Here is a 13,310-nt window from a genome sequence, read left to right on the forward strand (position 1 = left end):
TTATAAGACAAATTACAATTTTATAAGAATTCAATCTTGACAAATTCTAATAAAATCAGTATAATTATATTATGGAGGCGATAAAATGCTTGATAATGAACTTGTAGATATGGTGAAACAAATACAGCTTGTTCGCAGCGAGAGCAACAAGATAGAGATAAAAGCGGCAAATAAGGGTTGCCCTAAGGTGCGTGATTCGCTGTCCTCTTTTTCAAATCAGTCGGGCGGAGGCGTTATTATTTTCGGCGTAGATGAAAATGACGGGTACAATGTCTGCGGAGTTTATGATGCCGCTGACCTTATGAAAAAGGTCGAGGCGCAGTGTCAGGAAATGACGCCTGTGATAAGGCCGCTGTTTTCCGTTGCATCTATCGACGGCAAAACTGTCGTATCCGCCGAGATACAGGAGATAGATAATGCTGACAAACCCTGCTTTTACAGCGGTGTGGGCAGGCTGAAAGGCTCATATGTCAGGTCGGGCGACGCTGACAGACTTATGACGGAATATGAGGTTTACAGCTATGAGGCTTTCAAAAAAAGCATTCACGACGAGCTGAGAACTTGCGAAAGAGCCTTTGAAAAGGACATTCAGACCAACACATTCAAGCTTTATTTTGACCTGCTGAAAAGCAAAAAGCCTAATCTTGCCGAGCTTTCAAATGAGGAAATATGCCGCTTGCAAGGTTTTACTGATGAGGGCAAACCGACTTTGACCGGAATAATGCTTTTCTCAAACTACCCGCAGGCGTTTTTTCCGCAGCTTTGCATAACGGCTGTGTCTGTGCCCGGAACTGAGATAAGCAGTACGGCAAACGTCGGCGAACGTTTTATAGACAATCAGCGAATAGACGGAACACTTGTGCAGATGCTGAATGATGCTTTGGTGTTCGTGCGCAAAAATATGAAAACTGCGACTATCATAGACCCGAACACGGGCAAGCGGACGGACAAGACGGAGTATCCTGTAATTGCTATCAGAGAGCTTATCCTGAACGCTATTATCCACAGAGATTACAGTATCCACACGGACACAACGCCTATAACCATAAAGATGTTCAGCGACCGTTTTGAGATAGAAAATCCCGGCGGACTTTACGGCAGAATGACCCTTGACAGATTGGGGAAAGTGTCTGCCGACACAAGAAACCCTAAGATAGCGGGTGCTATGGAGATACTCGGTGAAACGGAGAACAGATACAGCGGCATACCTACGATAATAAATGCAATGGAACAAAGCGGTCTGACTGCACCGAAATTTGAGAGCGACAGAGGCGTATTCAAGGTGACGTTGTACAACAGCGCCGCCGAAAGCGTGCCGATAGATGACATTGAAACTGAGATACTTGAATTCTGTAAAACGCCGAGAAGCAGGAATGAGATAGCGGAGTTTTTCAATGGCAGAATGACGATCGCTTACGTTATGGAAAGGTACGTCAAGCCAATGATAGCAAGCGGCAGGCTTATTATGACGATACCTGAGAAGCCTAAGAGTAAGTATCAGAAGTTTTTGGCGAGGTAAGGGAAAAGGATAAGGAAAAGGGAATACAAATCGAAATTGATCAAGTTTTTGTGACATTGGATGCTTATTGTCTGGCGGACAATAAGATATGAGATTGAAATAAAATCATTAAAAACATTCCAAATGGATCATTTCGTAAAGTAATCCGCAATATAACAAAGGAAAGAAGATAGAAACATGATAATTGAGATATTATTTAGTGGAATAAAAAACATAACAAAGCTTTATAAAAGCAAAGAGGTTGAATACTCTGATTTTGAAGAAATGCCTGTTACTGAAACAGAATATTTAGGAAAAGAATACTGTGAAAAAGTACTTGCGGATGTTGTGGGGGAATTTGAAGAAGAAAGAAGTATTGATTATATAGGGTGCCTGCAAAGAATTGCAAGTGAAGAGTTTGATTTTTGTTTATCGGAATCCAAATATCGGGCATCGTTTACAATTGATACATATGGAGATAGTAAAGCAAGGTTAAAAGTAAAACTTGAGCAAATTGAACCAAGAGAAGAATATGATATGTTGTTGGAACAATTTAAAATTGCAATAAAGAATAGATTGATTAGTGATTGGGATAGATGTATATGGATGACAGATGAGCAATCAGAGGCATTATGTACAACGCTTTATCCAATGGTGTTTGAAGCGGAAAATGAAATGAGAGTACTGGTAAATAAGGTGCTGATTTGTCATATTGGAGTTGATTGGATAAAGAAAATAGGAATGGAGAAATACGATTCAAGTTATGAAAATCTTGTAAAAGATTTCCGACGGATTTCTCCTCAATATGAGGGTGTTGATGATACGTTTTTTTCAATGACACTAGAAACAATGATAGAAATTATTAAAAAGGGAAAAATTTATGATGAAAATATTGCAATATCATCGGCTGATTGGAACGCTCTAAACGAAAAGAAGAACAAGAGTGCTGATGCAGTGCTTGGATATATTCAGAAAAAAAGAAAAGTAAAGGTGGACATATGGAAAGATATTTTTGAGCAATATTTTAATTTCGAATCGTCAGTAATTACTGACTTTATAAAGAATAGAAATCATATCGCTCACAATAAGTTATTAAATTGGATTAGTATGCAAAAAATCAAGCAAAATGTAGAATTGTTAAAATCATATATTAAAATTGCAGATCAAAAATTTGAAGAATCAGATCTTTCAGAAGAACAATATATGACCATAAATGCACAACAAGAGGCAGAACGAGAAGCTGAAAAAGAAAGAGATTGGGAAGAAAACTACTGGAGGGATAGAATTCAAGAGGAAACAGGCATTGAGATACTTACGAGTGATGGAGTTCTAGAAAAATTTAACGAGTTGTTAGATGAATTATACACCGAAATTTATGATGAATTATATTTTAATCCATGTTTTAGCATAGGTCAACAATATGCAATTGAAGAGAAAACAACTGAACAGATATTATTTAAAGTTCAATCAAATGCAGTACAAGAATCTGAAATAGAAGTAGTAGTTAGTCTTTGGCTGGATGGTGATATGGATTCAGATAGTTCAGCAACAATTAGCTGTAGGAAAACGAATGAAAATGATAAATATTTATTTGAAGCCGAAATTAGATACCACAATGGTTCTGGGTATGAAGATTATGATTTAGGTGGTATCTATGTAGATAGTAAATCCGAACTTGACGATTCTGAATTAAATGATTTTAAAAATGAATTAATGGTGTATATTGAAGAAGAATTAAATCCAATGGTAAAAAAATTAGCTGAATATAATAGAGCTGATAAAAAGACTGTATCTGATGAAGCTTGCTGGGAATGTGATAAAAAGGGTATCTCTGTAATGAACGCCTTTTACCCTAAAGGATTTTGTTGTTTCTGTGGTACTGATAATAATGAATAACCAATTGTAGAAAGAATTTGTGCTTATATTATCTGATTCTTATGTAGAGAATTAGATAAACAAAGGATTGACGTTATACGAATAAAACCCAGTTTTGTAGGACTGATGTTTAGTACGGAAAATTAAATTTGATTTATGTAAAAACAATGATATTTCCCAGTTTGTAGATGTACATTAAATTATTATCAAAATAATAGCCACACCTGGTGCCGATTCGACATTACAGGGGACTTGCATTTTTTATGCAGATGTAGTATAATATAATATAGAATAGCGGCTGACGTCTGCGGACTAAGCCTAAGATAGTCGGATGCGTCTGGCTATCTTTTTTATTGCCGAAATTTATCATCGACCCCGATATGGCTTGGCGGCTGTATTGGTGTTTTTTTATCTGACAGACTTTACTCTGCCCTTGCTTTCCCAGCAGAAAAATGGTATAATGAGAATAACAAAATTTTTCAAGAAGGCAGACTGTATGGGCGTATACGTCCGTTTTGCTTGTGAATAATAGCTATAAGGAGATGGTGTTGTGCTTAGAATATTTTTTGGAAAACACCCTAAAGAAATATACAATACTGAGGTCTATTATGCAAATCAGTATGATAAAATGTGGGTCATGGAACCATTTGCAAAAAAGATCATTAAGGATATTGATGACTCAACTGTAATTGGCCCTGATCTTATAGAAAACGATATTTTTGGCAAATTTAATTCAACGGAATTGTCAGCGGGCGTTAAGACTCTTTTGCTGATATATAATCAGCCTAAAAAGATCTTCAATATTTCAAATTGCGGAGATAACTGCTCAAAGTATCTGCTTGAAATGGCTGAAAACAAGGATATTACGGTATCATTGCATCATTTGATGGACTTTGGAAAGTCTTTTTCTGTGAAAATAATAAATGAAGGGAAAAGAAAAGTGATTACAGACCCAATTGAATATTTGATGCTTGCAGATAGATATCTGAGGGGTGAAGAAAATGAGGGGTAAAATAAAAATACAAATAAAAAACAGGCACATAACGTTTAATTTTACTCTTGAGAGAAATGTAACGATATTGACAGGGGACAGTGGCACTGGAAAAACGAAACTCATCAATATGGTGAGAAACTATTCCGAACTTGATGAACAAAGTGGTGTAATTTTAAAGTGCAGTAAACCTTGCCTTGTATTGTCAAATGCTAATTGGGAAACCATTCTTGAAAATACCCACGAGAGCATTGTTTTTGTTGAAGAAAGTACACCATTTCTATCTTCTTATGAGTTTGCAAAAGCGATTCAGGGTTCTGATAATTATTATGTTCTTGTAACAAGAGAGCCGTTGGCGCAAATTCCATACAGTATAGATGCTATCAGGAAGATCCATAAAAATGGTGCAAAACCGAAGTTCGAGAAGATATATAAGAACATTTCAAAAAATGATATATCAGCATTTCCGTATGATATTGTAATCGTTGAAGACAGCAGGTCGGGTCTTCAGTTTTTTAAGAAAGCAACTGAAGATCACGATCTCGAATGTATCAGTTCTAACGGAAAGAGCGGAATTGTAAAATTACTGGAACAGCATAAAGGTAAGCGTATTCTTGTAATAGCCGACGCTGCGGCACTTGGTTCAGAAATCAAAGAGCTTATGTATTTAAAGTCTGTATCAAATAATAAGATCGATCTTTTTTTGCCGGAGAGTTTTGAATGGCTTATTCTTCGCTCGGCGATTTTTGACCGTAACGATAATGTTCAAGAGATTTTGGCTGACCCGGCAGAACATATAGATTGTGAAGAGTATTTCAGTTGGGAGCGTTTTTTTACTGCATTGCTGGTGGCAGAAACTAATGGCAGAGCAAATCTTGAGTATCACGAGAACAAGAGCCATATCCCTTCCGGATATTTATCCGAACAAAATATTTATTCTATTTTAAATGCAATGGAATAATAATAGACAAGCCATACTCTGTGTTGATTTGATTGCACAGGGTGTGGCTGTTATTTCGATTCAGCTTGCTTTCCCCGCAGAAAAATGGTATAATAGGAATAACAAATATTTTCAAGGAGGCAGGCTGTATGGGCATCTACGTTAATCCTAATAATGTGGATTTTCAGCGTTGTTTGCAACAGGATATATACGTTGACAAAACCAATCTGACGTGAAAATTGTTTTAACTTCATAAAAACGCAAGCAGAATGTACACAAGAAATGGCAAGCACGACATTTGCGGTTTGGATACAGACAGGCTTTCTTCAGAAGATAAGGCAAGACAAATTTATCAGTGTTCCATTTTAAAAGATATGTTGCAGTTAGAGAGGTAATAAATGATTACAATATATAAACACGGTCAGATACCCAAATCAATAGAAACTGTTAAATTGAACGATGTTTATTTTAACAAATATACTGCTCAAATGCTGGATAATAGGGCAAATAGAGTAATTGAAAAAATTGACCACGCTGAATTGACCGGGCCGTATACGATTAAATCACGCTTTGACGGGACAACTTTGAACACCGATAAGCTTTCCGGTAGTTGCAAGACGGTATTGAATATAATGTACAATACTGATAAGATTTTTGACATAAGAGAATGTGGTGATAATGCTCTTGATATGATCTATTCTCTTGACGAAGGAAAAATCTGTTGTGATTATCCGCTTATATCATTTGATATGACACGAGTGAACGTGTATGATAAGAGTAAGAAGAAATGCAGAGAAATAGATGATTATGAAGAATTGAAGGAGTGGTGGAGCGATGAAGATTAAACCGATCGTGATGCAAGAGATCAATACTACCCACACTTCCTTCATCATTGATCTACATTTTGATTACAACGTTACTTTTATCACAGGCGACTCTGGCGTTGGCAAATCCGCTCTGTATTCATTTATTGAAGAACTGTCTGCAAATGATAAAAGAATAAGGTGCTTTAATTACCTTGACCAAAAAAAGAATTACAAAGCTTCGATAAAAAATTCGAAGGATAAGCTTTTTGTAATAGACAATGCAGATATTCTGTTGGACGATAAAATGAGGCACTATATTGCTTTTGATGCGCAAAACCAATATGTAATAATAGGACGAAACCCCACCGGCTTAATGCTTGAGTTAGATGAGATCTACGAATTGTCAAGCGAGAATATCAATGGCAGAACACTATTATCATTAAAGAAAAGCTTTTAAACGATGAGTTGGAAGATAGATTCTAAAAAAGCTGTTTAATTTTTTCAGCCCAATAAAATCTAAACTGTTTTATAGTAGAATCCCACCACTCCACCATATCCACCTACGCCAATTTTACGCCAAAATGGCGTAGGTTTTGCGAGAATATATAAACTTTCGTAAAAAACAAAAACGTCGCAAACCCAGTAAAATCAAGGATTTGCGAGCTTTTGAAAAAATATTAAAAGGCGGTGTGGGTATTTCCCTACGATGAAGACGTTGGAGTAACCATAACATAATAATTTGTAGAATTAATGGGCAATTCCAATCGGGGTTGCCCATTTTTAAAACAAACAGAAATACAAATCGGAATTTGTAGGGAGGTTAATTATATGGAAAAGAATAAAAAAGAAAATACAAATAATTTGATATCAAGAATAAAAGCAAGAGCTAATGCAGGCAAAAATACGGAAGAAAAGAAAAGTCCTGATAGTTTAATATTAAGAATAAAAAGAAGAGCAAATGCTGATAAAAATAAAGAAAGAGACAGATAAATTCCAGTTTGCCAACCTGCCCTTTGAGAGAGGAGAAATCCCTTTCTCAAAGGGTATTTTTATATTGTGCAGTTTGTATGAGGTTTCTTGTGTTTCATATTATCACATAAAAACCGCAAAGACATCACCGCTCTTACTTCTCCTCAAACATCCACTTGACCGCCTTTTCAGCATACTCACTCCAAAACATCATATCGTGGTTGCCTTTGCTTTCAAAATACTCGTGAGAAACGTTTCTGCTTTCAAGAAATTTGTGAAGATCACGGTTGTTTTCAAGCAGGAAATCTTCTGTACCGCAGCACATAAATATATCTGGGATATTTTTGCCCTCTCGCTGAAGTTCGTCTATAAGAAATTCGGGATTGTTCCTGCTGTTCAGCACCTCAGACGTTTCGCCGAAACATTCTCTGTAATATTCATAATTCGCTGTGGCATTGCCTTGCCCCTCTGACATTCCTGCGACTTCGTGTACGATAAGAGCCGAAGATAATGCAGCAACCTTGCCAAAGGTTTCTGGATATGCAAATGCTGTATGAAGCGCACCAAATCCGCCCATTGAAAGACCCATAATGTATGTTTCACTGCCATCTTTCGCAAGTCTGAAAACTCGTCTTACATAGTCCACAAGCTCCTCGCCGACGAATTTGCAGAACTGATGACCAGTCGAGCGTCCGTCCAGCCAAAAAGAATTTTCGCCCGAGGGGATAACTACTGCAAAATTATACTTGTCCGCAAGATATTCAGGCACCCAGTTTTCTGCGTCGCCTGTAAAACCGTGCAGCAAGAAAAGCGTTTTGGTGCTGTTTTCCGAGTATTTCGTATCTGTCTGCCCCCAGTCCTGCCTTATGTCACATGGCAGGTACATTTTAAACGTGGTATATCTCCGCAGGCAATTTGAATAAAATCTGATCGTTAAGTTTGACATAGCTTTTCCTCCTGTTTTTTATATAATTATACTACATAAAATCAGGTTTGTCCAATGGGGCAGCGAAAAAATTTTTCAATTTCCCTCACAAAATCATTTCTCCCTATAAAAATAAAAATCACATCTGTCAAAGCCTCGTCCCAACGTACCTTGCGGCTTTTGACCTTTATAATACAATACTAACCGAAATGTGCCCTACATATCCTCCCTCATCATATCATTCTCACTCTTTATAAACATAAGCACAAAGCATATAAGCAGCAATGCACAAGATATCCATATAAACTCATTGCCTATGTATAATGAATATGCTCCGCCTATTCCTGCACCGCAGGCAAATACGAATATCGTAAGAAAATATTGCAGCGATTTCCTAAGCAGCGACTTGTCCCCTATCCTCATGTATGCACTTATGGATTCCATTGCACTTCTCATATTTCCTATGCACATCGTGCTTGCGTATGGATAACTATTTACTTTCCTGAACGATTGCACCTGCATTGCACAGGCACATGATGAAAGTGCATTCGCAACAAAATCGTATGAACCGCCAAGCGGTATAAACCCCACAATGCAAAGCAGCACCATTTCCGTGAAAACTATTATCTGCCGCCAATGTATAAATCCCACGTCCTTGAAACGTGCGTGCAGACGCTCGGCTATGAAAATCCCCATTGCAAACGCCAGCACAGGTATAAGATAGTGCAACGCCCTGTGCCAGTTGCCTTTTGCGACATATGTGCTCATAAGCACAATGTTTCCCGTCTGTGCATTTGAAAAAACTTCACCTCGCACAAAATACGAATATGCGTCCTGCAAGCCCCCTGATATGGTCAGAAGTATCATGAGCATATTGGTTTCAGACATTTGTTTTCTTGATCGTAACATCATTTTATCATATTCCTTCATAAAAAATTAACAAGAAAAATATTTTTATGCACTTTAATTTTCTCCTTTTTCCATTATAATTATCTCAGATATATAAGTCAAATATATAATTGATATGGAAGATATAAAATATTGATATAGCAAGAAAGTGATAAAGTGAATATAAATTACGAATATTATAAGATATTTTATTATGCCGCAAAGAACCGCAGCTTTTCAAGAACGGCAAAAGTGCTGCTCACAAATCAGCCTAATATCACAAGGGTGATAAAAATACTCGAAGGAGAACTTGGCTGCACGCTTTTCAATCGAATGAAAAACGGCGTCACGCTTACCCCTGAGGGAGAGATACTTTACGAGCACATCTCAAAGGCGGTGGAACTTATTACAGAGGGCGAAGATGAGATCTCAAAAGCCAACGACCTGCAAAGCGGAACTGTCACCATAAGTGTGACGGAGACCGCACTTCACGGCGTTATGCTGCCACTTCTCAATGAGTTCCATGAAAGATATCCGGGAATAAAAATAAAGCTGCTGAACCATTCAACCCCTCAGGCACTGACTGCTCTCAAAAGCGGCATTGCAAACCTCGCTGTGGTAACAACGCCGATAAGCACAGAGGGCTCGCTGAATTTTCATAAGCTCAGAGAGTTCCGTGAACTTATCATATGCAGCACAAAGCTAAAGGATCTTGCAAAGCGAACGCTCACTCTTGAGGAACTTTGCAGCCACCCTATAATATCACTTAACCGAAACACAAGGACATATGATTTCTATTCCGACTTCTTTTTCCAGCATGGAATAGATTTTCAGCCGGATATTGAGGTCGCAACCGCCGATCAGATAATGCCGCTTGTGAAAAGCAACCTTGGCATAGGTCTTATACCTGAACCAATGGCACAAAGCGGCGATGTTTATATTCTGAAAACTGATGAAGAGTTTCCAAAGAGGAGCATCGTTCTTGCAGAAAATGCAGACAAAAAACTCAATGCCGCCGCTACAGAGATACAAAAAATGATACTGAAAAAGTGTAATATGTTTGCAAATGCTGAGATATGACATACATGAAAGGAGATAATAATATGCCAACAGTTTTGCCAAAAGAAAATGAAGTCGAACAGTTTTTTTCAAGGATAATGGCATCGGAAGGAGCTTGCGAAAGGCTCAGCAGCGTGCTTTACGATCACCTTAGTGACGACGATATGCAGACCGATCCTGACCCAAAACATCTTGTGCAGGTGCTTTTGACCGCATATACGAACGGTGATATAAGTGCACTTCTTCTGGAGCTTTGTGGAAGAAGTCTTTTCGATCTGCTGAGAGAGGCTTACCTTATACCAAAGCGTTTTCACGGAAAAGCCGGAAAAAATCCTGAACTCCTTACGACCCCTGAAGGCGATGTCATTGAAGAAAAGAAAAAGCTTGTCACAAAGCATGAGTTCGAGAAATTTCGTGATGTGTACAAAAACCACAGCTGTGCACCACGTTCAAAGCTTTATCTTGCAGACGGATATGACCTTATGAGGGTCTATACCGACGGAATGAACATTAAGGAAAAGCGTGTTGACAAAAGACGTGGCGTGCTTATACTTTACGCCCTGCCTGACACTGTAAAGCTTGGACTTTCCGAGGCTCAGACCTATGATGTTATATGGAATACTTTCCACAAGATACAGCAGACTGCCCCAACTGCAATGGTCTATTACGGACAGGAAACAGGCGAAAAGGCTGGAAAATCATTTGATGAGATCGGCGTTTTACTGCCTGTTCATCAGTTTGAAAAGAAAATGCTCATGCACCTCAGCGAGATAGACGGCATTGTGCTTGCCTGCCGTGAGGAAATGATGAAAAAAGCAGGCTCAGACAGCCTTGATCTTTAAAAACGGAAGTGATACTGAATGTCACAAACTATAGTTAAGAAAAATCACATGGATATCCCATGGCACGATTTCACAGACGCCGAAAAGGACGAGCCAGTATCAAAGGCGAGCCTAAAAGAAAAAGCCTCTGTTATAGGCAGGGTGGGAATGATGTTTCTCTCCTGCGGAACAGGAGCGTGGCGTGTGAGAAGTTCCATGAACACCATGTCGGAATGTATGGGACTGACCTGCACAGCAGATATCGGGCTTATGTCCATAAACTACACCTGTTTTGACGGCGAGGCTTGCTTTTCGCAGTCTCTTTGCCTTACTAACACGGGAGTAAACAATTCAAAGCTAACACGTCTTGAAAATTTCATCAACGATTTTGTCGGCCGCTGCGATAGTTTGACTTGCGAACAGGTCCACAATGAACTTGACGATATCGAAAAGATACACGGACTTTACTCGCCGCCTGTTTTGGGCCTTGCGGCGGCACTTGCCTGCGGAGCGTTCACATTTCTGCTTGGCGGTGGACTGACCGAGATGATATGTGCATTTTTCGGTGCAGGCATTGGCAATTATGTGCGGAGCAAATTCACAAAGCACCACCTTACCCTTGTGCTTGGAATAGTTGCCTCAGTATCGGCGGCGTGCCTTTCATATGCAGGGCTGTTTGAACTTGCGAAAATACTTTTCAATATAAAAATGCAGCATGAGGCAGGCTACATATGTGCAATGCTTTTTATTATACCTGGTTTTCCGTTCATCACAAGCGGCATAGACCTTTCAAAGCTCGATATGCGTTCGGGCATCGAGCGGCTGACCTACGCCCTCATCATTATAATTGTAGCCACAATGACGGCGTGGTTAATGGCACTTATCCTGCACCTTACGCCAATGGACTTTTTGCCTCTGCACCTTACCTTATGGCAGTTCATACTGTTCAGACTTGCGGCAAGTTTCTGCGGGGTTTTCGGATTTTCCGTTATGTTCAACAGCCCTGTCAAGCTTGCAGCCTCTGCGGCAGTTATAGGTGCACTTGCAAACACTCTGAGATTGGAACTTGTTGACCTTGTTTCATTTCCTCCGGCAGCTGCTGCGTTTGTGGGGGCATTCACCGCAGGCATACTCGCCTCGCTGCTGAAAAAGTATGTGGGCTATCCGAGAATATCCATAACCGTTCCGTCCATAGTCATAATGGTTCCGGGATTATATCTTTACAAGGCTTTCTATAATTTGGGCGTCATGTCCCTTGAAACATCTGCGTCATGGCTTGCGTCTGCCCTGCTGATAATACTAGCTCTGCCTTTGGGGCTTATCTTCGCTAGGATAATTACGGACAGGTCATTTAGGTGTTGTACTTAAAATCTTAGTCAAAGCCTAAAGCTATACCGAATCCACAGAAAAAACTATATTGATATACACTTTCCTATTAATACTATTCTCCATTACATATAACTGGCGTCAGCGGCATTTGTCAGCAAAAGCGAAGTGCTGAGGTGTTTTAAGAACATAACAGGACAGTCGCCGTTTGAATATCTAAAAAATTATCGTCTGCGCAATGCGGCATATATGATAAAAAACACATCTGACTCGATAAATGCTATCTGTGGGCTTTGCGGCTTTGACGATCACAGCTATTTTTCAAAAGCCTTTAAAGAAGCCTACGGGTGCAGTCCCAGAGATTTTAGAAAGTAGAATATACGGGACAATATCTCACAGATTTATCCGTCTGTCATGTAGAAATTACATTTTCTTGTTTATAGGACTACGATAAAACTATTATCAAACAAAAGACGTTTCATTTTATCCAAATGGAACGTCTTTTGCATTTGTGCTTTTTCTTGTATGAAAAAAGAGTCAATTATTCTCCTCCCAATAATCCTCTGCATCCTCGTAGTCATAGAAATCATCATAGTGATCTTCATAGAGATCCTCTGGGTCGTCATAATCATGAGCATCATACTCAGCAGATTTACTGGTTGAGGTTTTATTAGTATTCTTATGGGTAGCTCTGGTAGCTGAACTGCTTGCTGTAGTGGTTTTCGGACGTGATGTTGTAGCAGTTGTGAATACTGGAGTATAGCTGTTCTTATTATTGTAATACTTAGGGTCATGTATCAAACAGTAGCAGCTGCCTTCTTCAGGAGTATTGTCACAGCCTGAGTGTGCGCATTTGGGGCGCAGGGCGTCATAGATCATGGCTATCCCTATGATGATCAACACAGCGACAACGATTCCTTTGAGATTGAACGAACTATGCTGAGAGCTGTTTTCTGTTGCCAGCCTGTAGCCTATATAATCGTCAAGCATTTCCTCGTTTCTGTTGTTTTTTCCAGATTCCATAATCACACCTCCAAACTGTATTTCTGATATTATACCATATTTTTTAAGATTTGTGGTAACAATTTTTGGACAGTTGCATATTCTGTCCATTTTATCATTTTTTAGTGGCAAAGTCGGGAGATGTTGTCCACTTGGACGTTTTTATAAAGCAACGAACCATTGAGTACGAAACAACGAATTGATAATTGA

Annotated in this window: 14 protein-coding genes; 11 read left to right on the top strand and 3 right to left on the bottom strand. The window is 39.0% G+C overall.

From position 1 onward, the window contains the following. Nucleotides 1-85 precede the first annotated feature (85 nt). From AB5627_RS04705 to AB5627_RS04735, 7 genes are all read left to right on the top strand, one after another. Nucleotides 86-1,519 carry an ATP-binding protein gene (locus tag AB5627_RS04705; RefSeq protein ID WP_022286484.1) on the top strand — a complete coding sequence of 478 codons (1,434 nt, stop codon included), beginning with the start codon at nucleotides 86-88 and terminating at the stop codon, nucleotides 1,517-1,519. A gap of 177 nt (nucleotides 1,520-1,696) precedes the next feature. Beyond that, entirely contained in the window at nucleotides 1,697-3,394 is a 1,698-nt protein-coding gene (locus AB5627_RS04710; RefSeq protein WP_265290710.1) for a hypothetical protein, read from the top strand. Between the two features lie 529 nt (nucleotides 3,395-3,923). Next, on the top strand, nucleotides 3,924-4,385 hold the full coding sequence (locus AB5627_RS04715; protein WP_022287080.1) for a DUF4869 domain-containing protein: 462 nt from the start codon (nucleotides 3,924-3,926) through the stop codon (nucleotides 4,383-4,385). Further along, on the top strand, nucleotides 4,375-5,325 hold the full coding sequence (locus AB5627_RS04720) for a hypothetical protein (protein ID WP_022287081.1): 951 nt from the start codon (nucleotides 4,375-4,377) through the stop codon (nucleotides 5,323-5,325). The genes AB5627_RS04715 and AB5627_RS04720 overlap by 11 nt, the downstream gene beginning before the upstream one ends. A gap of 377 nt (nucleotides 5,326-5,702) precedes the next feature. Continuing rightward, nucleotides 5,703-6,149, top strand: coding sequence for a DUF4869 domain-containing protein (locus AB5627_RS04725; protein ID WP_022288245.1), 447 nt, complete (start codon nucleotides 5,703-5,705; stop codon nucleotides 6,147-6,149). Further along, nucleotides 6,139-6,567 (top strand): hypothetical protein, encoded by a 429-nt coding sequence (locus AB5627_RS04730; RefSeq protein ID WP_022288244.1) that lies wholly within the window; start codon nucleotides 6,139-6,141, stop codon nucleotides 6,565-6,567. Before AB5627_RS04725 ends, AB5627_RS04730 begins: the two co-directional genes overlap by 11 nt. A gap of 371 nt (nucleotides 6,568-6,938) precedes the next feature. Next, nucleotides 6,939-7,100 carry a hypothetical protein gene (locus AB5627_RS04735; RefSeq protein WP_022288243.1) on the top strand — a complete coding sequence of 54 codons (162 nt, stop codon included), beginning with the start codon at nucleotides 6,939-6,941 and terminating at the stop codon, nucleotides 7,098-7,100. 133 nt (nucleotides 7,101-7,233) lie between these two features. Here the strand turns inward: AB5627_RS04735 and AB5627_RS04740 are convergent, their stop codons facing one another. Together AB5627_RS04740 and AB5627_RS04745 are read right to left on the bottom strand one after the other, a co-directional pair. After that, on the bottom strand, nucleotides 7,234-8,025 hold the full coding sequence (locus tag AB5627_RS04740; protein ID WP_267301034.1) for an alpha/beta hydrolase family protein: 792 nt from the start codon (nucleotides 8,023-8,025) through the stop codon (nucleotides 7,234-7,236). Nucleotides 8,026-8,220: 195 nt separating this feature from the next. Next, complete coding sequence (locus AB5627_RS04745) at nucleotides 8,221-8,916, bottom strand: YoaK family protein (protein ID WP_022288241.1); 696 nt, start codon at nucleotides 8,914-8,916, stop codon at nucleotides 8,221-8,223. Nucleotides 8,917-9,069: 153 nt separating this feature from the next. On the opposite strand from AB5627_RS04745, the gene AB5627_RS04750 reads away from it, so the two are divergent. From AB5627_RS04750 to AB5627_RS04765, 4 genes are all read left to right on the top strand, one after another. After that, nucleotides 9,070-9,972, top strand: a complete 903-nt coding sequence (locus AB5627_RS04750) for a LysR family transcriptional regulator (RefSeq protein ID WP_022288240.1) — start codon at nucleotides 9,070-9,072, stop codon at nucleotides 9,970-9,972. A 23-nt stretch (nucleotides 9,973-9,995) separates the two neighbouring features. After that, complete coding sequence (locus AB5627_RS04755) at nucleotides 9,996-10,793, top strand: DUF4866 domain-containing protein (protein WP_022288239.1); 798 nt, start codon at nucleotides 9,996-9,998, stop codon at nucleotides 10,791-10,793. Between the two features lie 18 nt (nucleotides 10,794-10,811). Next, a complete protein-coding gene (locus AB5627_RS04760; protein WP_022288238.1) occupies nucleotides 10,812-12,140 on the top strand; it encodes a threonine/serine exporter ThrE family protein in 1,329 nt (442 codons plus the stop codon). Nucleotides 12,141-12,233: 93 nt separating this feature from the next. Then, the gene (locus tag AB5627_RS04765; RefSeq protein ID WP_117859222.1) at nucleotides 12,234-12,473 is read left to right on the top strand and encodes an AraC family transcriptional regulator; all 240 of its coding nucleotides are present in this window, start codon (nucleotides 12,234-12,236) and stop codon (nucleotides 12,471-12,473) included. Between the two features lie 162 nt (nucleotides 12,474-12,635). On the opposite strand, the gene AB5627_RS04770 is transcribed toward AB5627_RS04765, so the two are convergent. Next, on the bottom strand, nucleotides 12,636-13,121 hold the full coding sequence (locus tag AB5627_RS04770) for a hypothetical protein (RefSeq protein WP_278643672.1): 486 nt from the start codon (nucleotides 13,119-13,121) through the stop codon (nucleotides 12,636-12,638). Between the last annotated feature and the right edge of the window lie 189 nt (nucleotides 13,122-13,310).

The organism is Ruminococcus sp. RTP21198st1_G1_RTP21198_201120 (assembly GCF_040924265.1).
Taxonomy (GTDB): Bacteria; Bacillota; Clostridia; order Oscillospirales; family Ruminococcaceae; genus Hominimerdicola; species Hominimerdicola aceti.

Excerpts from the sequence above, each read along its gene's own strand:
- AB5627_RS04705 (WP_022286484.1), top strand. The coding sequence starts at position 86 with ATGCTTGATAATGAACTTGTAGATATGGTGAAACAAATACAGCTTGTT.
- AB5627_RS04710 (WP_265290710.1), top strand. The coding sequence starts at position 1,697 with ATGATAATTGAGATATTATTTAGTGGAATAAAAAACATAACAAAGCTT.
- AB5627_RS04720 (WP_022287081.1), top strand. The coding sequence starts at position 4,375 with ATGAGGGGTAAAATAAAAATACAAATAAAAAACAGGCACATAACGTTT.
- AB5627_RS04725 (WP_022288245.1), top strand. The coding sequence starts at position 5,703 with ATGATTACAATATATAAACACGGTCAGATACCCAAATCAATAGAAACT.
- AB5627_RS04730 (WP_022288244.1), top strand. The coding sequence starts at position 6,139 with ATGAAGATTAAACCGATCGTGATGCAAGAGATCAATACTACCCACACT.
- AB5627_RS04735 (WP_022288243.1), top strand. The coding sequence starts at position 6,939 with ATGGAAAAGAATAAAAAAGAAAATACAAATAATTTGATATCAAGAATA.
- AB5627_RS04740 (WP_267301034.1), bottom strand. The coding sequence starts at position 8,025 with ATGTCAAACTTAACGATCAGATTTTATTCAAATTGCCTGCGGAGATAT.
- AB5627_RS04745 (WP_022288241.1), bottom strand. The coding sequence starts at position 8,916 with ATGATGTTACGATCAAGAAAACAAATGTCTGAAACCAATATGCTCATG.
- AB5627_RS04755 (WP_022288239.1), top strand. The coding sequence starts at position 9,996 with ATGCCAACAGTTTTGCCAAAAGAAAATGAAGTCGAACAGTTTTTTTCA.
- AB5627_RS04760 (WP_022288238.1), top strand. The coding sequence starts at position 10,812 with ATGTCACAAACTATAGTTAAGAAAAATCACATGGATATCCCATGGCAC.
- AB5627_RS04770 (WP_278643672.1), bottom strand. The coding sequence starts at position 13,121 with ATGGAATCTGGAAAAAACAACAGAAACGAGGAAATGCTTGACGATTAT.